The sequence below is a fragment of the Faecalibacterium sp. An192 genome (assembly GCF_002160175.1).
Taxonomy (GTDB): Bacteria; Bacillota; Clostridia; order Oscillospirales; family Ruminococcaceae; genus Faecalibacterium.
This window is the reverse complement of the sequence record NZ_NFKB01000024.1, coordinates 1-22,707: the sequence shown is the minus strand read 5'-3', so window position 1 is coordinate 22,707 and position 22,707 is coordinate 1. Positions and strand designations below refer to the sequence as shown.

The 22,707-nt window shown below is 46.7% G+C and carries 18 protein-coding genes and 1 pseudogene; 18 read left to right on the top strand and 1 reads right to left on the bottom strand.

The window, feature by feature from the left end:
* Positions 1-97: 97 nt before the first annotated feature.
* A pseudogene (locus tag B5F27_RS08680) lies at positions 98-1,156 on the top strand (relaxase/mobilization nuclease domain-containing protein); the annotation flags it as partial.
* A 132-nt stretch (positions 1,157-1,288) separates the two neighbouring features.
* On the opposite strand, the gene B5F27_RS08675 reads toward B5F27_RS08680, so the two are convergent.
* Positions 1,289-1,531 (bottom strand): helix-turn-helix transcriptional regulator, encoded by a 243-nt coding sequence (locus B5F27_RS08675; protein ID WP_087366577.1) that lies wholly within the window; start codon positions 1,529-1,531, stop codon positions 1,289-1,291.
* A gap of 395 nt (positions 1,532-1,926) precedes the next feature.
* Here B5F27_RS08675 and B5F27_RS08670 point away from each other — a divergent pair, with 395 nt between their 5' ends.
* The 17 genes from B5F27_RS08670 (at position 1,927) to glmS (ending at position 22,614) form a co-directional block, all read left to right on the top strand.
* Complete coding sequence (locus B5F27_RS08670) at positions 1,927-2,967, top strand: site-specific integrase (RefSeq protein WP_087366573.1); 1,041 nt, start codon at positions 1,927-1,929, stop codon at positions 2,965-2,967.
* 77 nt (positions 2,968-3,044) lie between these two features.
* Positions 3,045-5,381 carry a Helicase associated domain protein gene (locus tag B5F27_RS08665; protein WP_087366570.1) on the top strand — a complete coding sequence of 779 codons (2,337 nt, stop codon included), beginning with the start codon at positions 3,045-3,047 and terminating at the stop codon, positions 5,379-5,381.
* Positions 5,378-6,112 carry a CpsB/CapC family capsule biosynthesis tyrosine phosphatase gene (locus B5F27_RS08660; protein WP_144066504.1) on the top strand — a complete coding sequence of 245 codons (735 nt, stop codon included), beginning with the start codon at positions 5,378-5,380 and terminating at the stop codon, positions 6,110-6,112. Before B5F27_RS08665 ends, B5F27_RS08660 begins: the two co-directional genes overlap by 4 nt.
* Positions 6,109-7,128, top strand: coding sequence for an LCP family protein (locus B5F27_RS08655; RefSeq protein WP_087366564.1), 1,020 nt, complete (start codon positions 6,109-6,111; stop codon positions 7,126-7,128). The genes B5F27_RS08660 and B5F27_RS08655 overlap by 4 nt, the downstream gene beginning before the upstream one ends.
* A gap of 16 nt (positions 7,129-7,144) precedes the next feature.
* Entirely contained in the window at positions 7,145-7,918 is a 774-nt protein-coding gene (locus B5F27_RS08650; protein ID WP_158098224.1) for a Wzz/FepE/Etk N-terminal domain-containing protein, read from the top strand.
* On the top strand, positions 7,915-8,694 hold the full coding sequence (locus tag B5F27_RS08645) for a CpsD/CapB family tyrosine-protein kinase (RefSeq protein ID WP_087366558.1): 780 nt from the start codon (positions 7,915-7,917) through the stop codon (positions 8,692-8,694). The genes B5F27_RS08650 and B5F27_RS08645 overlap by 4 nt, the downstream gene beginning before the upstream one ends.
* 1 nt (position 8,695) lies before the next feature.
* On the top strand, positions 8,696-9,412 hold the full coding sequence (locus B5F27_RS08640) for a hypothetical protein (RefSeq protein ID WP_087366553.1): 717 nt from the start codon (positions 8,696-8,698) through the stop codon (positions 9,410-9,412).
* A 177-nt stretch (positions 9,413-9,589) separates the two neighbouring features.
* Complete coding sequence (locus B5F27_RS08635) at positions 9,590-10,948, top strand: sugar transferase (protein WP_087366552.1); 1,359 nt, start codon at positions 9,590-9,592, stop codon at positions 10,946-10,948.
* A 177-nt stretch (positions 10,949-11,125) separates the two neighbouring features.
* Complete coding sequence (locus tag B5F27_RS08630) at positions 11,126-12,253, top strand: glycosyltransferase family 4 protein (protein WP_087366549.1); 1,128 nt, start codon at positions 11,126-11,128, stop codon at positions 12,251-12,253.
* The gene (locus tag B5F27_RS08625) at positions 12,240-13,394 is read left to right on the top strand and encodes a glycosyltransferase (RefSeq protein ID WP_087366546.1); all 1,155 of its coding nucleotides are present in this window, start codon (positions 12,240-12,242) and stop codon (positions 13,392-13,394) included. Before B5F27_RS08630 ends, B5F27_RS08625 begins: the two co-directional genes overlap by 14 nt.
* A complete protein-coding gene (locus tag B5F27_RS08620; protein ID WP_087366543.1) occupies positions 13,391-14,701 on the top strand; it encodes a glycosyltransferase family 39 protein in 1,311 nt (436 codons plus the stop codon). Before B5F27_RS08625 ends, B5F27_RS08620 begins: the two co-directional genes overlap by 4 nt.
* Before the next feature lie 10 nt (positions 14,702-14,711).
* Positions 14,712-15,668 carry a DUF6625 family protein gene (locus B5F27_RS08615; RefSeq protein WP_087366540.1) on the top strand — a complete coding sequence of 319 codons (957 nt, stop codon included), beginning with the start codon at positions 14,712-14,714 and terminating at the stop codon, positions 15,666-15,668.
* Positions 15,665-16,747, top strand: a complete 1,083-nt coding sequence (locus B5F27_RS08610; RefSeq protein WP_158098223.1) for a polysaccharide pyruvyl transferase family protein — start codon at positions 15,665-15,667, stop codon at positions 16,745-16,747. Before B5F27_RS08615 ends, B5F27_RS08610 begins: the two co-directional genes overlap by 4 nt.
* Positions 16,748-16,758: 11 nt before the next feature.
* Positions 16,759-17,910 (top strand): Coenzyme F420 hydrogenase/dehydrogenase, beta subunit C-terminal domain, encoded by a 1,152-nt coding sequence (locus tag B5F27_RS08605; RefSeq protein WP_087366533.1) that lies wholly within the window; start codon positions 16,759-16,761, stop codon positions 17,908-17,910.
* A 6-nt stretch (positions 17,911-17,916) separates the two neighbouring features.
* The gene (locus tag B5F27_RS08600; protein ID WP_087366530.1) at positions 17,917-19,326 is read left to right on the top strand and encodes an oligosaccharide flippase family protein; all 1,410 of its coding nucleotides are present in this window, start codon (positions 17,917-17,919) and stop codon (positions 19,324-19,326) included.
* 31 nt (positions 19,327-19,357) lie between these two features.
* Positions 19,358-20,743 carry a phosphoglucosamine mutase gene (gene glmM, locus B5F27_RS08595; RefSeq protein ID WP_087366527.1) on the top strand — a complete coding sequence of 462 codons (1,386 nt, stop codon included), beginning with the start codon at positions 19,358-19,360 and terminating at the stop codon, positions 20,741-20,743.
* A 50-nt stretch (positions 20,744-20,793) separates the two neighbouring features.
* Positions 20,794-22,614: a glutamine--fructose-6-phosphate transaminase (isomerizing) gene (gene glmS / locus B5F27_RS08590; protein WP_087366523.1), complete on the top strand. Its 1,821-nt coding sequence runs from the start codon at positions 20,794-20,796 to the stop codon at positions 22,612-22,614.
* Positions 22,615-22,707: the final 93 nt, after the last annotated feature.

The window sequence follows — 22,707 nt, the reverse complement described above, 5'->3', positions numbered from 1 at the left end:
TAACAGAGCCGTATACTCTGAGAGGGGTACGTACGGTTCCCGGAGAGGGTGGCGCAAACCTACCACAGCAATGTGACAAGGCGGTGCTTCCCTACTCCACCACATCATTTGGAGTGCAGTCAACCTGGACTGCGACCGGAAATTCCGCAATTTCTGGGGCAGCACCCGGGCGGTGCGGCGGCTCAGCGACACCATCTGCATTGAGAACGGATACTCCATCGTGGAGAATCCAAAGCCCCATGGAAAGAGCTACAACAAATGGCTGGGCGATCAAGCCAAGCCGTCTCACCGGGAGCTGCTGCGCACTGCAATCGACAAAGCACTGGCCCGAAAGCCAGCGGATATGCCGGCCTTTCTGAAGGAGCTGGAACAGTCGGGCTGCACGGTCGGCCAGCGAGGGAAGAACATCGCGATTTGTGCCCCTGGCTGGAAAAAACCGGCCCGCATGAGCAGCCTGGGCAAAGGCTATACCCAGGAGGATGTGGCGGCAGTTCTGTCCGGAAAGAAAGAGCACACGCCGCGCAAAAAGCCTGTTGCCGCTGTGCCGGCAGCCCCTAAGATCAACCTGCTGGTGGATATTCAGGCAAAGCTCCAGGAAGGGAAGGGGATGGGGTATGTCAACTGGGCCAAGACGTTCAATTTGAAACAGATGGCCCAGACCATGATGTACCTGTCCGAGCATAACCTGATGGACTATGCGGTCCTGAAAGAAAAGGCGTCCTCTGCCACGGCCCGTTATGATGCGTTGGCCGCCCGGATCAAGGCGGCAGAAAACCGGATGACCGAGATTGCAGAGCTGCGAACACAGATCATCAACTACGCCAAGACCCGAGAGGTGTATGAGGCTTACCGGAAAGCCGGGTACAGCAAAAAGTTCCTGGCCGAGCATGAGGGAGACATTCTGCTCCACAAGGCTGCCAAAGCAGCCTTTGACAAGCGGAAACTGAAAAAACTGCCCAAGGTCAAAGCGCTGAGTGCAGAGTATCAGGAACTGCTGGCTGAAAAAAGAAAGCTCTACCCGGAGTACCGCCGCGCCCGTGAGGAGATGCGGGAGCTGCTGACGGTGAAGGCCAACGTGGACCGGATTATAAATAGGGATGAACAAGAGACCGATAAAGAAAAAGACCGCGACCGGCATGAAGCTGGCCACGGTTAAAAGCGTTTGCAAAAACGCGCAGCCGCAGAAGGAACTTCTGCGACAGGCAGGGGATTGGGGAGTGCCCCAACAAGCAGCGTCTGGCTAAGTGGATAGCCAGACGCATTGCTTGCCCTTACACTTTTTATAGTTTTATTGAAGTTCTTGTTCCAGATCGTCAAACAGGGCGCAGGAGAAAAAGTTGCCCAATGTGATTTCCAAACCATCACAGAGCTTTTTTATCGTGGTGATGGAGATCTGCTGCCTTGATGGATCAAGCATGCTGTATACAGTAGAGGGGGTAACGCCTGCTCGATTAGCCAGTTCATTTGGGCAGATGCCCCGCTGTTGACAAAGCATAAGAAACCGTTTGGCGACAGCATCCTTCACGGTCATATCGAATATCACCTCAAATCAGATGATACCGAAATTTTTGCATTCGCGTATACGCAGTTGCGTATAAAAGGGCTTAAGAATCCAAGCGTGAAAATTTCCACACACTTGGAAAGAGCTTTAAATGTCAGGAATGGGACAAAAACAAAAAGTATCCTCCATCTATAAAATGGAGGATACCTCTTACTGGTCCTGTTTAGACACAGGTTCAATAAATTTATTAGTATTTTATCATGTTTTTCCAGAATTTGCAACCGTGGCCAAATTATTTCACGATCAAAAAGATGCGTCATTCCACTTAAAAATTGTACAAGATGTACTGCTGTTAAAACTTGCGGCGTGCGTAATATGCTGGAAGTTGATGATTAGATGAAAGATTGTTCATTATTGGAGGTTTTATGTTCAAAAAAAGTGAAGGTCAAATGACATTTGCAGAATTGTCGGAGCAGTGGCTTCGATCTGTGTCCCATGGCATCAAAGAATCCACGCTGGCTCATTATCAGTATACGCTGAACCGGTATCTTTTACCGGTCTTTGGTCAATTCCATTTGAGAACGCTGAACACGCAGAAATTGGAGATGGGCATTCTTCAGGTGATCTCTCCCGAGGATGACAGTCATCTGCCTTTAGGTGCCTCTTCTTCACGGGAGTGTCTGACGATTCTACGCAGAATTTGCAAGTATGCGGCTCACCTCCGTCTCATGCGTTCGGTTGAAATCATTGTCAAATTGCCTCAAATAGAGCAGAACCACACAAAGCCTCTTTCCGCCAAGGAACAAGCCGCTCTCCAGACCTTTGTCCTGCAGAATCCTACTGCACGAAAAGTCGGATTGCTTTTACAGATGCAGATGGGGTTGCGGATCGGGGAAGTATGTGGGCTTCAGTGGGGAGACTTCGATTTTAAGGGGAGTACGCTGACCATTCGCCGCACCGTGACCCGGATTTACTGCGGTCCCCAAAAAACAAAGCTGGTGGTACAGACACCAAAAACCAAGAGCTCAGGCCGGGAAATTCCCATTCCCCGGGAACTGGTGGCTTTGCTGCGCACATTGAGAGGAAGGGCCACTCCCTGCACATGGTTTCTCTCTGGCAGTGAAGCCAAACCGGTTGAACCTCGGTGCTACCGCAAGAGCATCCGAGATTACTTGCGCCGTGCAGCAGTACGGCAGGTTCACCCCCATGCGCTGCGTCATACCTTTGCAACAACTTGCCTCCAGACAGGCTGCGATATCAAGACACTGAGCGAAATTCTAGGACATGCAGATCCGAATATCACGCTGAAACGCTATGTCCACTCTGACATGAAAAGAAAACGGAGTGAGCTGGAACGAATCTTCTCTTCCGTATGGAAAAAGAGCCGGAAGAGAAGCGAGCTGGAACGGGTTTTCTCTTCGGTGTGGAGGAAGCGGCCGGCATCGGTACTAGGCAACACGCTATAAGAAACAAGCGTGTCTTATAGATACCTCCATTTTATAGATGGAGGATACCCCTACATATCAGTGAAAGGGGGGCTTGGATGGCATTGCAGCTTTATGAACACAACCTAAAAGCATACTATGCCGCAGCAGAGATGCTGTCGCGGTATGGCAAAGCTGCTGTAGTACATCCCACTGGCACAGGCAAGAGCTATATTGCATTCAAGCTCATCGAGGACCATCCCGATGCGGCCATCCTCTGGCTGTCCCCCAGCGAGTACATTTTCAAGACCCAGGTCGAGGGTCTGCATAAGCAGGAACCGGTCTTCCCGCTGGACCATGTCCACTTTTATACCTATGCAAAACTCATGTTCTGCACACCGGAACAGCTGACAGAGATTGCCTCTCTGCACCCTGCTTATATCATTCTGGATGAATTTCACCGGGCGGGGGCCGAGCGCTGGGGTAAAAGTGTCCGGGAATTACTGAAACTTTGTCCAAATGCAAAGCTGCTGGGACTGACCGCCACCAGTATCCGGTATCTGGACAATCACCGGGATATGGCGGAGGAGCTTTTTGAAAATCATATTGCATCTGAAATGACCCTGGGCGAGGCAATCGTGCGGGGAATTTTACCTGCGCCCAGATATGTGACCACCGTGTTCCGGTATCAGCAGGAGCTGCAGCGGTATCAGGCCAGGGTGGACAGTCTGCGCAGCCCCGGCGTGCAGGATGCAAACCAGAAGTACCTGGATGTGCTGCGCCGGGCACTGGAACAGGCCGACGGCCTGGACAAGGTGTTTGCAAAGCATATCACAGACCGCAGTGGAAAGTACATTGTCTTTTGTTCGGGAAAAGAGCACATGGATGAAATGCTCTCCCATGTGCAGGAATGGTTTGCAGCAGTCAATCAGGAAATCAAGACCTATTGCACATATTCCAGCGACCCGGAGGCCAGCAGGGAATTTGCAGCCTTCAAGGCAGACCAGGGCTGCCACCTCAAGCTGCTGTTCTGCATTGATATGCTGAACGAGGGCGTTCATGTGGAGGGCATTTCGGGCGTGATTTTGTTCCGTCCCACCGTGTCGCCCATTATCTACAAACAGCAGATTGGCCGCGCCCTGACGGCGGGGACCGCGTCAACGCCTCTGATTCTGGATGTGGTCAATAACTTTGAGGGCCTGTCCAGCATCTCGGGCCTCCAAAAAGAGATGGAGACGGCAGTCCAGCGGCTCTATCAAAACGGAGAAGGGGACAAAATTGTTGCAGATCACTTTGAGGTGATCGAACAGGTGAGAGACTGCCGGCTGCTGTTTGAGCAGCTGGAAAGCAGCCTTTCTTCCAGCTGGGACCACTATTTTGCCCAGGCGCGGATTTACTTTGCGGAGCATGGTGACCTGTGTGTTCCGCTGCGGTACAAAACGCCTGGCGGGCTGAGCCTGGGGGACTGGGTGCAGACCCAGCGGCGGCTGCGGAGGGGCAAATGTCAGTTCGGCGTGCTGACCCAGCAGCAGATCGACAAGCTGGACAGCATCGGGATGGTGTGGGAAACCCGTACCGAAACGGCCTGGAACAGGGGGCTGGAAGCAGCCCGGCGCTATTACCAACAATATGGAGATTTGCAAATACCGCAAACATACAAAGATGATACAGGCTTTGCCCTGAGCAACTGGATCAACAATACCCGGGCCCGCTACCGAATCGGCGGGCTGAACCAGAGCCAGGTGGACGCCCTGGAAGCCATGGGTGTCATCTGGAACATCGTGGACAGCCGCTGGGAGTACTGTTACGCCGAGGCGGCGCGGTATTACGAGCAGCACGGTGATTTGGGATTTCCGAAAAACTATGTGACCGAGACCGGCCTGCGGCTGGGGCCGTGGCTGGAAAACCAGCGGGCCGCCTATTTAAAAGGCGCTTTGCCCGCCGACAAGGTGCAGCGGCTGGAGGCCATCGGAATGCTGTGGGAAGGGCGCAACGACCGCCAGTGGCGGCAGGCATACCAGCTGGCAAAGCAATACTACCGCGCCCATGGCAACCTGGAAATCCCTTACAACTACACAGCACCCAATGGCATTCAGCTTGGCAAATGGATCATACGCCAGCGGATGATGTACAAAGGAAGCCTTTCCGGCAGTGGAAAAGGCAGCCGCAAGCCTCTCAGTTCTGAACGGAAGAGGCTTCTGGATGCCATTGGAATGGACTGGCGGGAAGAAGATTCCTGGCAGAAGCATTTTGAAGATGTCTGTGCCTATCGGAAAGAGCATGGCACCCTTGTCATTCCGGCAGCCTATCGGACAGCAGACGGCTGCTGGCTGAACCACTGGCTTTACACCCAGAGGCAAAGGATGCGGGATGCACCCGAAAAACTGACGCCGGAGCAGCGCCAAAAGATGGAGATGCTCCTGGGCCGGGCAGGAATGGGGGAAGCAGCTGGATGAAGCATCAGGGATGGATCGAGATGCACAGTCATGTGCTGCCCCATTTGGATGATGGAAGCAATTCCATCATGATGTCATTGGATATGCTTCGCCGGGAAGCAGCACAAGGTGTCTCTATCGTTTGTGCTACGCCCCATTATTATGCGGATCAAGCCTCGATTGGGCGTTTTTGTCAGCGCAGGGAGGCATCTTTCCAGATGCTCCGCTCCGCTCTGTCGTACGAGACTCTGCCCCGGATCCTTCCGGCGGCCGAGGTGGCATTCTTCTCAGGAATGGGTGAGTGCGCTGACCTGGAACAGCTTTGCATCCGGGGCACCAGAACCTTGATGCTGGAGATGCCCTTCACCGAATGGAATGACTTCCAGATCGAGGAAGTTTCTGCATTGGTGCTGGACCGTGGGTTTCATGTGGTGCTGGTGCATCCGGAGCGGTTTTGCGGCAGCAAGAACAACGTCTGGAGATTGAAAGAACTGGCAGAACTTCCGGTTGCTTTTCAGGTGAATGCCGGAACGCTGATCCGCTGGCGCACCCGTAAGCTGGGATTGAAGCTGCTGCAGGAAACCCAATACCCGCTGCTGGGCAGCGACTGCCACAACCTTACCACTCGCCCGCCCAACCTGGCAGAAGGCAGAGGAGTTGTGGCCCGGAAACTGGGAGAAACATTTCTGATGAAGATGGACCAGAGTGCCGCCAGGCTGATTGAGCCGGCAGCAGAAAAGGTGGTTCCATGAGCCGATACGGAAGAAGGAAAATCAGCCGGCGGGACCTGTTGAAGGCAGCCGGCGTGGTGGTTCTGGCGGGTGCCGCATTGGGCGGCGGGGCCTATGCTCTGGGCCGCTGGGAAGACAACCAGGATCAGGTGGAGTCCGCTGACAGCTACACCACCAACGATCACCGGACTGAAGCAGAACTGAAAGAAATTACCTATCAAGGCAAGACCTACCGCCAGCGGCCCAAGATCAAGAGCTACCTGTTCCTGGGCATCGACGAGATGGGGCCGGCGGTGGGTACCCAGAGCTATATCGCAGGCGGCCAGGCGGATGCCCAGATGCTGCTGGTGCTGGATGACGAAGCCAAGACCTGGCAGGTTTTGCAGATCAACCGGGACAGCATGGTGGAAGTACCGGTCATCAGCATGATGGGCACCGTGCCCTATACCATCGTGCAGCAGATTGCTCTGGCCCATGCCTACGGCAACGGCCGGGAGCAGAGCTGTGAAAACAACGTGACCGCCGTCTCGATGATGCTGGATGACCAGCCCATCGACGGTTATTTCTCCCTGAACATGGGGGGCGTCGGGATTCTGGTGGACCTGATCGGCGGGGTGACCATTACGGTCACCTCTGACTTCTCCGCTGTGGACCCGTCCCTGGTGGAAGGGGAGACCATCACCCTGAACGGGGAGCAGGCTTTTGAGTATGTGCGCTCCCGTCGGGACGTGGACGACCAGACCAACCTGGCCCGTATGGGCCGCCAGCGGCAGTTCCTGAAAGCCTTTGAAGAACAGATCAGAGGCATGGACGCTGACTTTGCAGTAACTGCCTATGATGCTTTGTCTGACTATGTCATTACCGACATTGCCAGCGGCACAGCGGTGGACATTGCAGACCGGCTGAAATCCTACGAGGAGCTGCCTTTGCTGACCATCGACGGTGAAAACACGGTGGAGGATGGCTACTGGGCCTACTACCTGGACCAAGACAGCCTGCAGCAGGCCATTCTCCAGCTGTTTTATGAGGAAATTTGAGAGAGGAAAGGGATTTATGGAAAATCAAGCCATCAACCAACCAACAGCACAAACTGTCCGGCGGCAGGATGACGATGTCATTGATTTGGTGGAACTGTTCTATGTGATGTGGGGCCATGCCTGGCAGATCATCCTCTGCCTGGTTGCAGGTGCAGCCATTGCCTTTGGCGTGACGCGGTTCCTGATCACGCCGATGTACCAGGCGACCTCCAGCATTTACATTGTTTCCGCTTCCAACAACTCTGTGGTCGACCTGACCGACCTGCAGATCGGCGCCCAGCTGACCGCTGATTACCAGGAACTGCTGGTGAGCCGTCCTCTGCTGGAGGATGTGATCAAGAACCTGGATCTGGATCTTACTACAAATGACCTGGCCGGCATGGTTTCCATTACCAACACCGCTGATACACGTATCCTGAAAATCACAGTCACCAGCCCCGATCCTCGGGAGTCAGCAGACATTGCCAACGAGCTGGTAGACCAGGCCTGTATCTATCTGCCCCAGATCATGGAAACCGACGAACCCAACCTGGTGGAGGAGGCAATCCCGCCCACGTCCAAGTCCAGCCCCAGTTACTCGAAGAACATTGTGCTGGGCGGCCTTCTGGGTGTGATTCTCTGCTGCGGCGTTCTGGTATTGCGGTACCTGATGAATGATACCTTTATGACGCCGGATGATGTGGCCCGGTATCTCGGCGTTCAGCCTCTGGCTACGATTCCCGAGGCAGATCTGGGGAATTTCGGTCAAGACAAGAAGCGCGGCTTGCTGAAGAGAAAGGAAGCAAAATGAAAGAACTGGAAATTAAAAAACTGCCTGAGCTTCCTTTTGATGTAACCGAAGCGCTGAACCAGCTCCGAATCAACCTGGGTTTCTGCGGGGAGCAGATCAAGACCATCATGGTGACCAGCAGTGTCCCCAACGAGGGCAAGAGCTTTATTACCATGCAGCTGTGGAAGATGATGGCAGAAGTCGGCGCCCCGGTTCTGCTGATCGACTGCGATTTCCGCAAGTCGGAAATGCGCCGGAAGTACAGCATCAGCAGCGTCAACAACGAAAAATTGATCGGGGCAGCCCATTACCTGGCAGGTCAGGCGGAAATTGAGGACGTGATTTACAAGACCAACATCTCCAATGGCTACATGATCCCGGTAACTTCGGCCATCGCGAATCCCACGATTCTGCTGGAAAGCCCGAATTTCACCAAAATGCTGGAATACTGCGAGCAGCGGTTCGCCTATGTTCTGGTGGATACACCGCCGCTGGGCAGCGTGGCGGATGCGCTGAATATCACCCGTCACTGCGACGGCAGTGTATTGGTGATTCACAGCGGCAGTACGCCCCGCAAGGTGGTACTGGATTCGGTTCAGATGCTGAAGCGGGCGGAGAGTCCGCTGCTGGGGGTTGTGCTGAACCGGGCCGATGTAAACGGACGTTCCAGCGCCTACTATCACCGGTATTACCATTCCAACTACTACTATAAGAATGGCTATCGATATGGCAGCTATGGCTATGGTTCCGGCCACGGCCATTCCCGCAATAAAAAAGAGAACAATGGAGGTAAGTAATATGAAAAAGAAATTGGCAGTCACGTTAACCAGTGTTGCGCTGGTTGCTGCAATGGCAGCTGTGATGGGCGGCCAGGCTCTGGCCATTGAGTGGCATCCCAGCCGTACCCAGAGTGAAGTGGGCGTTTCTGAGAGCACCACCACCACCACGACCGGCACTACCATTACGGTGACCACGCCCACTGGTTCCCAGGTTCAGGATACTTCTGCCCCCGTGATTCAGGTGACCCCTGTTTCCGAAACCCTGGCAGCCAACGCCGCCGTGGATGCAGCCAACCCCGGTGCTACTGGCGATCAGCTGGCAGGAATTGCCACGCAGAGCGGTCTGTCCTATGCAGCCAACGGGCAGCTGAACAACCTGTACAACCAGGTGACTTCTGCTGAATCCACTGAGCAGCTGCTGGCTGCGACTGCCCCTGCAGCAGCGGCAGAGTTCCAGTCCGCAGTGGGGGAGAGTGCCAACGCCTATACCCCGATCGCTCTGTACGACGTGGCAGCATCTCCCAGTGCTGAGGCCGCTATTGCCCAGAGCGGCAGCGTTCAGGTGGCTATTTCTGTGCCCGGCGTGGCAGACGGCACCCAGCTGGTTGCTGTCTGCTGGGACCGCAATGGCAACTCCTACCTGGTTCCGGTGCGTGTGGTGAACGGTGTTGTTTACCTGACTGTGCGCGCTTCCGGCCCTGTCATGATTATGGCTCGTGTCCGGGTGCAGGGATAAACAGATCTTGAAGGCAACAACTCTTTCAGGCCAGGGCGGCCGGCCTGAAGGAGCTGTAGGAATGAGAAGATATCAGGGCTGCTTTCCAAACACGAAGATCGTGCAGGAGAGCAGCTCTCTTTCTTTTGATGTCTTTTTCAAAAGACAGGCTGCTTTTGGATGTATAAGGAGAGTTGTATGTCAAAATTTCAGCATGATGTGATGCTGCGAATCGTCAAAGTACTGGATGTGGTGCTGGTTACGCTGCCGTTTGCAGCCTGCTGGTTTCTGTATTATGAGAGGCAAGTTAAATCAACTTTAACATGGGTGGGAAACAGTGCAGTTCTGCTGCTCTATGCAGCTTTGTTTATTGTACTGGGCAAGGTATACGATGCCTTCCTGATGTCGATGCAGCACGTCTCGGAGCTTTTCTATAGCCAGGCGCTGGCGGCAATGGCATCCGATGGCCTTATGTATATCGTGATTTGCCTGATGTCAGCGAAAGTCTGTAATTTGCTGCCGGGAATTGCAGCCATTGCAGGCCAGCTGGTGATGGCCGCAGTGTGGTCTTTTGGTTCTCATAAGTGGTACTATACAGTTTTTCCGCCTCGTCCGACGGCTGTTGTATATGATCATCGTCAGGGAATGGAGAAGCTGATTCAGGAGTACGATCTTGGCCTGAAATATGACGTCCAGGAGACACTGAGTGTCGATGAATGCCTGGATAATCTGAGTCTTTTGAATGATATGGATACTGTATTCCTAAGCGGGATCCACAGCCATGACAGAAATATTATTTTGAAATATTGTGTTGCGCGCGGCATTGATGTTTTTGTGATCCCCCGGGTGGGCGACGTCATCATGAGCGGTGCACACCACATGCATATGTTCCATTTGCCGATGCTGCGGGTAGGGCGTTACATGGCAAACCCTGAATATCTGTTTGTCAAGCGTGCAATGGATATTGTGCTGTCCCTGGTCGCGCTGGTGATTACCAGCCCAATTTTCCTGATCACCGCGATCGCCATTAAATTAGATGGAGGGCCTGCCTTTTACAAGCAGGTACGGCTGACAAAAGATGGCAGGACCTTTGAAATCATGAAGTTCCGCAGCATGCGGGTGGACGCTGAAAAAGATGGCGTGGCGCGGCTGTCCACAGGTGACAAGGATGACCGCATCACGCCGGTGGGCCATATCATCCGCAAGTGCCGGATTGATGAACTGCCCCAGCTGATCAATATCCTGAAAGGGGATTTGTCCATCTGCGGACCCCGCCCGGAACGTCCCGAGATTGCAGCGCAGTACTGCGAGGAAATGCCTGAATTTGCGTTGAGATTGCAGGCAAAAGCAGGCCTGACCGGCTATGCCCAGGTGTATGGAAAATACAATACGACGCCTTACGACAAACTGCAAATGGATCTGATGTACATTGCACATCCCAGTATTGTTGAAGATCTCAAAATTATGCTGGCAACGGTGAAGATTCTTTTTATGCCGGAGAGTACTGAGGGGATCGCGGAAGGGGCAACAACAGCCATGAGCGGAGAAGAGCATTAATCAGGATTATAACTATTTCACAATCAACTTTTTGACATTACAGGTATCGTGCATAGTGTCGGTTGATTCGTATGCCATGGTGAAATGTTCATGAAATTATAAAAGTTTGAGAAGAAAGAATCAACTTGAATTCTTTAAAGTTAATTCGGGCGGTTTATGTGTGATAGAGGAATGTAAATGAAAAAGGTTTTATTCGTTGCGACGGTTGTAAAAACACATATTATGGAATTCCACGTTCCTTATCTCAAGATGTTCAAGGAGATGGGCTGGGAAACAGCAGTCGCTGCGAGAAATGATTACGAAAATCCTGCTGACTGCGTAATTCCCTATTGTGATACATATTATAATATTCCATTTGAGCGTAATCCGTTAAAAATTGGAAATCTGAAAGCATACAAAAATCTGAAAAAAGTTATCGATAACGGTGGGTATGATATTATTCATTGTCACACGCCTGTTGGTGCGATGCTGACGCGTCTTGCTGCAAAGCGGGCACGAAAGAATGGAACAAAGGTGTTTTATACCGCACATGGATTCCATTTTTACACAGGTGCGCCTATTATAAATTGGATTTTATATTATCCAGTTGAAAGATGGCTTGCTCATTACACGGATGTTTTGATAACAATAAATCAAGAAGACTATAAACGTGCCCAAAAATTTCAATGCAGAAAGGTGATCTATATACCAGGCGTTGGAATTGATTTAAGTAAATTTAATACAATGGAGTTCAATAGAGATAGAAAACGTGAAGAACTTGGAATATCACATAATAGTTTTGTTATTTTGTCTGTAGGAGAACTTATACCAAGAAAGAACCATAAAATTGTTCTAGAAGCATTGTCGATCTTAAAAAATATCGATAAAATTAGTGATATTCAGTATCTTATTTGTGGAAATGGCCGCTTAAAAAAGGATCTAAAGCAGCTGACGTTAGAATATGGGATTTCGGAACATGTACATTTCTTGGGCTATAGAAATGATGTTTCTGAAATGTATAAATGCAGTGATTTGTTTGTTTTCATGTCAAAGCAGGAGGGACTACCGGTTGCTCTAATGGAGGCAATGGCATGTGGAGTGCCCATAATATGTTCTAATGTTAGAGGCAACAGAGACTTAGTAGAAAACAAATATAATGGCATAATAATTAAATTGGATCCCCAATTACTTTCAGAAAAAATTTTGGAATTAAAATCCAATGAGAAAGATAAAAAAATTTATTTGAATCATAGTCTAGAGAAAATCAAACATTTTGAATTGTCATATGTTCTAAAGGAAATGAAAGATATTTATGAAGGACAATAAAGAAATAAAAGATTCCAAAGTTGCTCTACTAATGCAAAGCGCTGTAAATGGCGGAGTTCAAAAAATTATAATTAATTTAGCAAAAGGAATGATAAAAAAAGGACTAAAAGTTGACCTTCTTATTGCAGACGCAACTGGCGAAATGCGTGAATTAGTTCCTGATGAATGTGCAGTATATGATTTTAAAAAAAGAAAGTATCATGGAGACCTTAAAGTTTTGATGGCTATGCCAGATATTGCTAAATATATTAAGCAAAATCCGGGCATTACTATTCTAGCTGCTCCAGGATTATCTTGCTCGGTTCTAGCTTTTTTAAAAATTTTTAATAAAGATTTAAAAGCGATTTTGATTAACGATAATAAATGCTCGCTTCTATGGAAAAAAACAGTATATCATAAAGCCGTTTTTTGTATAAATGCTATTTTGTATCGATTCGCAGATTATATCGTGGCAGCTCATACTCCGGCTAAAGACGATATAATACAATGGTATAAGATTAGTCCAGATAAAATCAAGGTAATATATCATCCGTTAATAGACTTGACCGAAATAAATGAAGCCCTCGCCGAAAAAGAACACCCATTTATTAAATTAAAAAAAGAAGGATATAAGCTGGTTTTAGCCGTAGGACGTTTGGTTCCAGAAAAAGCATATGATAATTTAATAAAGGCAATTCAATATGTAAAAAAAGAAGAAAAAGTGAAACTAATTATACTTGGAGAGGGACAGCAAAGAAAATTCTTAGAAAGCTGCGTAAAGAAAAATGGTTTAGAAAGTGATATAGAATTATATGGATATACAGATAAAGTATTCCAATTTATGAAAAGTTCAGATTTATTTGTCCTTTCATCAAGGCAAGAAGCATTTGGAAACGTACTAATAGAAGCTATAGCGTGCGGCGTGCCTTGTGTTGCAACAGATTGCGATAGTGGTGGCCCGAGAGAAATTATGGAGTCGCATGGAATAGGAAAATATGGAGTTTTATGTGATTGCAATGATGCACAACAACTGGCGAATGCTATAATTGCTGCTTTAAAACTTGATTATAATCGTAAACTGTTTGAAGAGAAAGCAATTAAATTTACAATTGATCATGCCGCAAGCGAGTATTTGAATGTAATAAGGAAAGTAAACGGATGAGTATTTGTAATAAAAATCCTGTTGCATCTATTGTGATGATTGCTACAACGATCGGTGCAGTACTTATATCGAGTATTTCACTAATTATCGGAAATGACGATGTATGCTATGGCCTGCTTGTTCTTGGAATTCTCTCTGGTGGTTTGGCAATTTCTGCAATAAAAAGATCCCATACAGGAAATGCAATAGCAATTGCATATATCACTCGACTGATAATATGCATTCTGTATACTGTTCAAAACGATGGAGATGCAGATGGCTATGGCATTTATGCTGTACAATTTGCAGCTATGCCAATAAGTGATGTGTTCTCTTCAATTCCAACTGGTGCATACTTTTACTCGTGGGTTATTAGCTTTTTGTTTCGTGTATTCGGAGAAAACTATATGCCTGTGCGGGCCATGAATATGGCAATAAGTGTTTACTGCGTTTATATTGCAATAGATGTTGTTGATCTAATCTATGGAAATAAAAAAACAACAAATGTTGCGGCATGGTGTATGGCGTTGTTTCCTAATTTGATCAGATTTTCAAGCTACTTTGCAAATAGAGAACCATTATTAATGATTTTTACATTGTTATATATAAAACACTCATATATATATTATTTGAAGAATAATAAAACGCATTTATTCCTATCTGTCGTATTTTTAATACCTGCAATGATATTACATACTTCAATGATAATTATGATTGCATTAACTGTTTTAATTATCTTAAGTAGAAAAGATAAGTATAGTAGCAGGCTTTCAAATGCATTGAAAAAAGGGTTGCTGGCAGGTGGATTGATTGTATTTTTTATATATATGCTTTCAAATGGTGTCGGTACAGAAAAATTGGGGGTTGGAGGTGGAGTAGAATTAAGTATATCTGGCATTAGTAGTATTGGAAATATGTCTGCTGAAGGCCGTGCAGCGTATCTAAAGGGTGTAAGCTTTTCTAATCCAATTCTGACAATTCTGTTTTTACCAATAAGAATGATGTATTTTTTATATACCCCGTTTCTATGGATGATTAGAAATTTGGTTGATATTGCGGGTCTATTTGATGCGCTCTTATACATCTATCTTTCAATTGCAGTAATAAAAAAGAGCATAAGTATTCTGAAATGCGATCACAAATCAACAGAAGAAAAATTTATCCTAATGCTACTTTTGGTTTTAGTTGTAATTGTGGCAATGTTTGCAGCCGTTACTTCAAATTACGGAACTGCAATTCGACATCGCTGCAAGCTGTTTCCAATCTTTTTGTTTATTGCAGTTGATGGCATTCAATCTAAAATTGAATCTATCATAATAAAAAAGTGAAATATTGTGTATGAAAATTAAAGTAGTAATTCCTTATTTTGGAAAATTGCCTGATTATTTTGATTTGTTTTTAAAAAGCTGTGAAATCAATTCTGAAATTGAATTCCTTATTTTTACAGATCAAAAAGTTAAAAAAGAGTATCCTACTAATGTTACAGTGTATCATACTGAATTTGAGGTGTTGAAGAAAAAAATTTGTTGTGCGCTTAATTTGTCAAAAAGCGCAATGAAAAACTTTTCACCTTATAAATTATGCGATTTTAGACCCACATACGGTTTGATCTTTGAAGACTATTTAAAAGATTCAGATTATTGGGGATATTGTGACGTTGATTTGATCTTTGGCAAAATCTTTGACATTCTTGACATTGGAGAAGTTGCTAAAAGTGAGAGAATTCTTACACAAGGACACTTGACTCTTTATAAAAATTGTCCGAAGATGAATCACATGTTTAAATTACCACTAAAGGGCGGGATTAATTTTGATAAAGTAATTACATATACGGAGCCCTGCTTTTTTGACGAAATTTTTATGCCAGCAATTTGCAAATCTCAAAATGTGATTCAATATGGAGATAATTGCTTTGCCGATATATTGCCTCAGTATAATCAATTTGTGGTTGCACCAACATGTACGATTAAAAATGTAAGCAACCAAAAGTTCTATTGGGAAAATGGACGCCTTTTACGCGAATATACAGAATCTGGAAATAAAATGACAGATAGCCTTATGTATATTCATTTGCAAAAAAGAAAATTGGACTGTCACTATTCTTATGATGATCTGAAAGGCAGAATATATATTACTCCGCAAGGCTTCTTTTCGGCTTCTAAGTATTCAGAGCAGTGCGAAATGCCAAGCAGCAGTCAGAAAAAAATATATTTTGCCAATAGATGGAAAGGCTTTACGCCGAGAAAAATCTGGATTAAAATAAAAGCTGAAAAATTCAAGGAGATACTAAGTTGAAAGTAGGAATCTTAACCTTTCACAGGACAACAAATTATGGAGCTGTATTGCAGACGTATGCATTGCAGAAAACCATTCTGGATTTAGGATACGATGTAAAGGTCATTGATTATAATAATGAAGAGATTTATTCTTATTGTGACTATAGAGTATTATATGGAAAATTGCCTTTAAAGACACGGGTTGGAAAAATAATAAGATATTCACATAACAAAAAAATAGCAAAAACTTTCAATAAATTTAGAAATAAGTGGATTGATTTATCCGTTGAATGCAATACGAATGCACAACTTCAAAGTGTTGAAGATGGATATGATGCTATTATTTGCGGAAGTGATCAGGTCTGGAATCCCCTTGCAATTCATTTTGATTTCGATGCATTTTTGCTGTCAGGTGTTAAAGGCAAACGCATATCTTATGCGGCGAGTGCTGGTAACATAACGCTATGGGAAAAATATTTGAAAAAGTATTGGATATGTTTGCATCGGTTTGATTCGATTTCGGTCAGAGAATCTGAAATGATACAACCTGTGGAAAATCTCTCCGAAAAGAAAGTGAGGCTTGTTCTGGATCCAACATTGCTTTTAAATAAAAAGGAATGGGAAAAGCTGGAAGAACCTCTGGGAAATGAAATTGAAAAGGATAACTATATATTGGTTTACTATTTGGGGAAAAATCGAGCACTGACAGATACGGTCAAAAAACTTCAGAAGCAAACAGGATTGCCGGTAGTATTATTAGGCAGACAAATTGAAGGAATAAAATCAATTTCTGTCCCCGCAGGACCCAGTCAATTTCTGTCATTGTTTCATCACGCTAAATTTGTAATAACAAGTTCCTTTCATGGAACAGTATTTTCAATTCTATATCACAAACCCTTCTTGGTGTTTGGAAATGGAAATTATAACTCTCGTATGAATACGTTGTTGTCAGCGCTCAAATTGCAGAGCAGGATGATTGATAATGAGAGTGCCAATTTGGAGAGAATAAATAAGGTGGTTGACTGGGGTCAAGTCGATTCTTTACATAAGGCCTTAAAAGAAAAATCTATTAATTTCTTAATTGAAGCTTTAAGGTAAGAGGGTTTAAAATGTTGCCATTGGATGAATGTGTAGGGTGCGCTGCTTGTCGGGCTGTTTGCCCGAAAAAATGTATTACAATGGAGCCGGATGAAAAGGGTTTTTTACATCCTTTTATCAAAATGGAAAATTGTATTGCATGCCATGCATGCGAAAATATTTGTCAGGTATATCATCCGGAAAGTAAAATTTTGCCAAAACTTGTATTGGCGGCAAGAGTAAAGAATACAGAAATTCTGAAGGGTAGTTCATCAGGAGGTATTGCATATCTTCTTTCAAAGGTGGTTTTAGATCAGGGCGGGTGTGTTTATGGAGCTGCTTTTGATGAACATTTGAAGGTTAAGCATATTCGAGTGGATTCATTACACAACCTTGAGAAACTTCAAGGAAGTAAGTATATTCAAAGCGATATTCAAAATGTTTATGATTCGATAAGAGATGATTTGAAAAGTAAAACAGTTTTGTTCATTGGGACACCTTGTCAAGTGGCCGCTGTGAAAAAATTTTTTTATGGTAGGGAGAATTTAATTACATGTGACCTGATATGTCATAGCGCACCAAGTCCCAAAGTTTTTTCTGATCATATCCGGGCAATTGAATCAAATAAAAAGAAAGTTGCAAAGTTTAATTTCCGGGATAAAGCATTAGGGTGGCATTATAATTTAAATCGTATTATCTATAAAGATGGACGTGAAGAGTTGCATTCGTATTGGAATCAGTGTTACAAAAGGTTGTTTTTAATGAATTTAATAGAAAGAGAGTCATGTTATAGTTGTCCATATACAAGCTGTTCACGTGTAGGAGATATCACGTTAGGAGATTATTGGAACATAAAAGATGTTACGTCTTTATTTGACGATGATAAGGGTGTGAATTCGGTTTTCTTTAATACAGATAAAGCAATTGATTTTTTTGGTATACATGTAAAGAAAAAAACAGTTTGGATGAAAACTAAGTTGGAAGATGCACTTCAAATACACTTAGTTATGCCATGTAAAAAAAAACCAGAAGTAGATCAATTCTGGGCATATTATAAGAAAAATGGATACAAGAAAGCTGCATATAAATTTGCGGGAGGTTATCATAAGCTGACAATCCGAAATTACATTAAAGACACACTGGAAAAATATGGACTACTAAAAGTTATTCTAAATAGGGGATAATAGTTAATGAGGCGAGATATAATTCTAATAAAAAATACTCTGATTATTTTGTTTGGAAAAGTTTGTACGCAACTCATTTCATATTTGCTGCTCCCTGTTTACACAACCGTTTTATCAACGGAAGAGTATGGAACGGTCGATTTGCTCATTACTTACGTTACGCTGATTGCACCTGTAATTACTTTACAGTTTGAATCAGCTGTATTTCGGTTTTTAATTGATGCGAGGGATAATCAGAGTGCCGAGTCAAAAATTATAACCAATAGTGTGGTTTGCCTGTTTATTTCCGTGTGTGGTTTTTGTGTGGTTTATGGAATACTATCTAAATATATAATGCTAGAGTATGCGTTTCCATTTATTTTATGTGTAATTGCAAACGCATTAATTTCTATTTTCCTGCAGGTTGCACGTGGCCTCGGGGATAATATAGTCTATGCTGTGGGCAGTGCCATTTCTGGTATTTTTACAGTTTTTTTTAATATTTTGTTTATTGTAATATACTCGTTTGGCGTATCGGGTATGATGTATGCTACAGCTTTGTCTCAGATAATTGGAACTCTTTATATTTTTGCAAAATTAAATATTGTAAAATATATTGATTTCAAAAAAATAAATTTGAACCAAATAAGAGAAATGTCAAAGTATTCACTTCCACTTATTCCTAATAGTCTTTCCTGGTGGATTATTAGTGTATCTGACCGTACCCTGGTATCAATTTTTATAGGCGTAGATGCAAACGGGATACTGGCTGTAGCTACCAAGTTTTCCACCATCGTAGTGAATGTGTTTTCTATTTTTAATCTTTCATGGACTGAATCGGTGGCGGTGCATATCAATGATGAAGATGGTGCAGAGTATATTTCCAAAATTACCAATCAGTGTTTTAAAATGTTCGCTTCATGTGGTCTCGTCTTGATTATGGGGTGTTCAGTTTTCTTTAAATATCTGGTTGGTGTGAATTTTTTACAGGCGTATAACCTTATTCCTTTGCTGGTAGTTGGCAGCATTTTAAATGTATTGCAGACTTTGTATGGAATTATTTATATTGGATTGAAAGATACAAAGCAGGTGTCCAAATCGAGTTTGATGGCAGCTGCTATAAATATGTTGGTTGATTTGATGGTTATTAGGTATATTGGATTGTATGCGGCTGCGGTTTCTACAATCTGTGCCATGCTTCTACTTTCGATATATAGGTATATAGATGTAAATAGGATTATAAAAATTAAAATCTCATTTTCTGATATTAGATATATTTTACTTGCGTATGGATTGATTTGTATAATATATTTTTGGAATAATAATATGTTTAATATTATTGGCTTGATTGCATCTGTGTTTTGTTGCATGATATGGAATAGGAGCATGATTGCTTCGATTTATACCTCAGTGAGCAATCGAGTTATGAAATCTTAACTGTTGACAGTTGACAGATGAGGAGAACAGTATGGGAAAGTATTTTGGTACCGATGGCTTCCGTGGGGAAGCCAACATCAATCTGACCGCAGACCATGCCTACAAAATCGGCCGCTTCATCGGCTGGTATTATGGGATGCTGCGCCAGCGCAATGGGGACAACCAGCCTCCGCGCATCGTGATCGGCAAGGACACCCGCCGCTCCAGCTATATGTTTGAGTATTCGCTGGTCAGCGGCCTGGTGGCTTCGGGGGCGGACGCCTATCTGCTCCACGTCACAACCACCCCCAGCGTGGCCTATATCGCCCGGGTGGATGACTTTGACTGCGGCATCATGATCTCGGCCAGCCACAACCCCTATTGGGACAACGGCATCAAGCTGATCGACTACTGCGGCGAGAAGATGGACGAGGATACGCTGCTGCTGATTGAGGACTACCTGGATGGCAAGCTCCACGTCTTTGACCAGGACTGGCCCGAGCTGCCCTTTGCCCACCGGGATCGGATCGGCCGCACCGTGGATTACGTGGCAGGCCGCAACCGGTATATGGGCTATCTGATTTCCCTGGGGGTCTACTCCTTCAAGGGGATGAAGGTGGGCCTGGACTGCGCCAACGGCAGCAGCTGGAACATTGCAAAATCCATCTTTGACGCCCTGGGCGCAGATACATATGTCATCAACAACCAGCCCAATGGCCTGAACATCAACCTGAATGCCGGCTCCACCCACATCGAGGGCCTGCAGAAGTTTGTGGTGGAGAAGGACCTGGACGTAGGCTTTGCCTACGACGGCGACGCCGACCGGTGCCTGTGTGTGGATGAAAAGGGCCAGGTGGTGGATGGCGATGCCATCCTTTACATCTACGGCTGCTACATGAAGGAGCGGGGCAAGCTGGACAACAACACCATCGTCACCACCATCATGTCCAACTTTGGCCTGTACAAGGCGTTGGACAAGCAGGGGATTGACTACGCCAAGACCCCGGTGGGCGATAAATACGTCTATGAATATATGGCCAAAAATGGCTGCCGCCTGGGCGGCGAGCAGAGCGGCCACATCATTTTCAGCAAGTACGCCACCACCGGCGACGGCATCCTCACCAGTCTGAAGATGATGGAAGTGATGCTGGCCCGGAAGAAAAAGCTCAGCGAGCTGGCGGCCCCCTTCAAGGTATATCCCCAGGTGCTGGAGAATGTCCGGGTGGCAGACAAAAAGGCTGCCCAGGCAGACGCTGAGGTCCAGGCCGCAGTGGCCAAAGTGGCCGAAGCCCTGGGTGACACCGGCCGGATTCTGGTCCGTGAATCCGGCACAGAGCCGGTGGTCCGCGTTATGGTGGAAGCACCGGAACATGAGATGTGCCAAAAGTATGTAGACGATGTGGTGGCAGTGATCAAGGCAAGGGGCTATGGTGTCTGATCGCTTGGCTGCACGATGAACAGATCAGAGTGGGAAGGGGAGTATCCGTTATGTGCGGAATTGTAGGATTTACCGGTCACCAGCAGGCAGCGCCTATTTTGCTGGAAGGCCTGTCCCGGCTGGAATACCGCGGCTATGACTCGGCGGGACTGGCTGTTCGGGATGGCGAGAACCTGGCCGAGGTGGTGAAAGCCACCGGCAAGCTGCGCAACCTGGCTGAAAAGACAGACAATGGCCGCGCTATGGCCGGAACTTGCGGAATCGGTCATACCCGCTGGGCTACGCATGGAGCGCCCAGCGTGACCAACGCCCATCCCCATGTCAGCGGAAACTGCCGCCATTCGGCGTCTGGTCCGGTGGAGTCTGAGGTGGTAGGGGTCCACAACGGCATTGTGGAGAACTACCAGGAACTGAAAGACAAGCTGCTGCGCCATGGCTATACGTTTTACAGCCAGACAGACACCGAAGTCCTGATCAAGCTGGTGGACTATTACTATAAGAAGTATAAAATGGGGCCTGTTGATGCCATAACCAGAACCATGGTACGGGTTCGCGGCAGCTATGCGCTGGAGGTTATGTTTAAGGACTATCCGGGAGAAATTTTTGTGGCCCGGAAAGATTCCCCCATGATCATCGGCATTGCAGATGGCGAAACTTATGTGGCTTCGGATGTGCCTGCCATCCTGAAATATACCCGGAGCGTCTATTACATCGGCAATCTGGAACTGGCACGGCTGACCCCGGGCAACGCAGTCTTCTATGACCTGAACGGCGATGAAGTGGAAAAACAGCCTGTAGAAATCACTTTCTCGGCGGAGGCAGCTGAAAAGGGCGGCTTTGAACACTTCATGATGAAGGAAATCCATGAGCAGCCCAAAGCCATCGAGGATACGCTCCACGCCGTGATCCAGGACGGGCAGATCAACCTGACCGGCGTTGGTTTGACCGAGGAAGAAATTGCCAGCATTTCGCAGCTGTACATTGTGGCCTGCGGTTCGGCATGGCATGTGGGTATGGTGGCCCAGTATGTCTTTGAAGACCTGGTCAAGATTCCGGTGCGGGTTGAACTGGCGTCGGAGTTCCGTTACCGCCGGATGCCGCTGGACCCCAGCGGCCTGGTGGTGATCATCAGCCAAAGCGGTGAGACGGCTGACAGCCTAGCGGCTCTGCGGGAAGCCAAGAGCCGCGGCCTGCGCACCCTGGGGATTGTCAATGTGGTAGGCAGCAGCATTGCCCGTGAGGCAGACAATGTCTTTTATACCCTTGCCGGCCCCGAAATTGCAGTGGCCACCACCAAGGCCTATTCTGCACAGCTGGCAGCCTGCTACACTTTGGCTGTCCAGTTTGCCAAAGTCCGCGGAGAACTGGATGCACAGAGCTGCAGCGATCTGATTGCAGAGCTGCAGACCCTGCCCGACAAAGTGGCCCGCATCCTGGAGGCTAAAGAGCGGATTCAGTGGTTTGCTGCCAAGTTCGCCAATGCCCATGATGTGTTCTTTGTGGGGCGCGGCATTGATTATGCTGTCAGCCTGGAAGGCAGCCTCAAGATGAAAGAGATCAGCTATATCCATTCGGAGGCATACGCGGCAGGTGAGCTGAAACATGGAACGATCAGCCTGATCGAAGACGGTACACTGGTGATTGGCATCCTGACCCAGAACAAATTGTTTGAAAAGACAGTCTCCAATATGGTGGAGTGCAAGTCCCGCGGAGCTTACCTGATGGGTCTGACCAGCTATGGCAACTACTCTTTGGAGGACACTGCAAACTTCACGGTGTACATTCCCAAGACAGACGAGCACTTCGCCGCCAGCCTGGCGGTGATCCCTCTGCAGCTGCTGGGGTATTATTTGAGCGTAAGCGCTCCATAATCCCCCGACTGTAAAAAAGTACTGACCTGTGAGAAAATAAGAGAAAGTATCAAAAGTCTTAGAAGTCTTAGAAATCTGAGAAGTCTCGCAGGG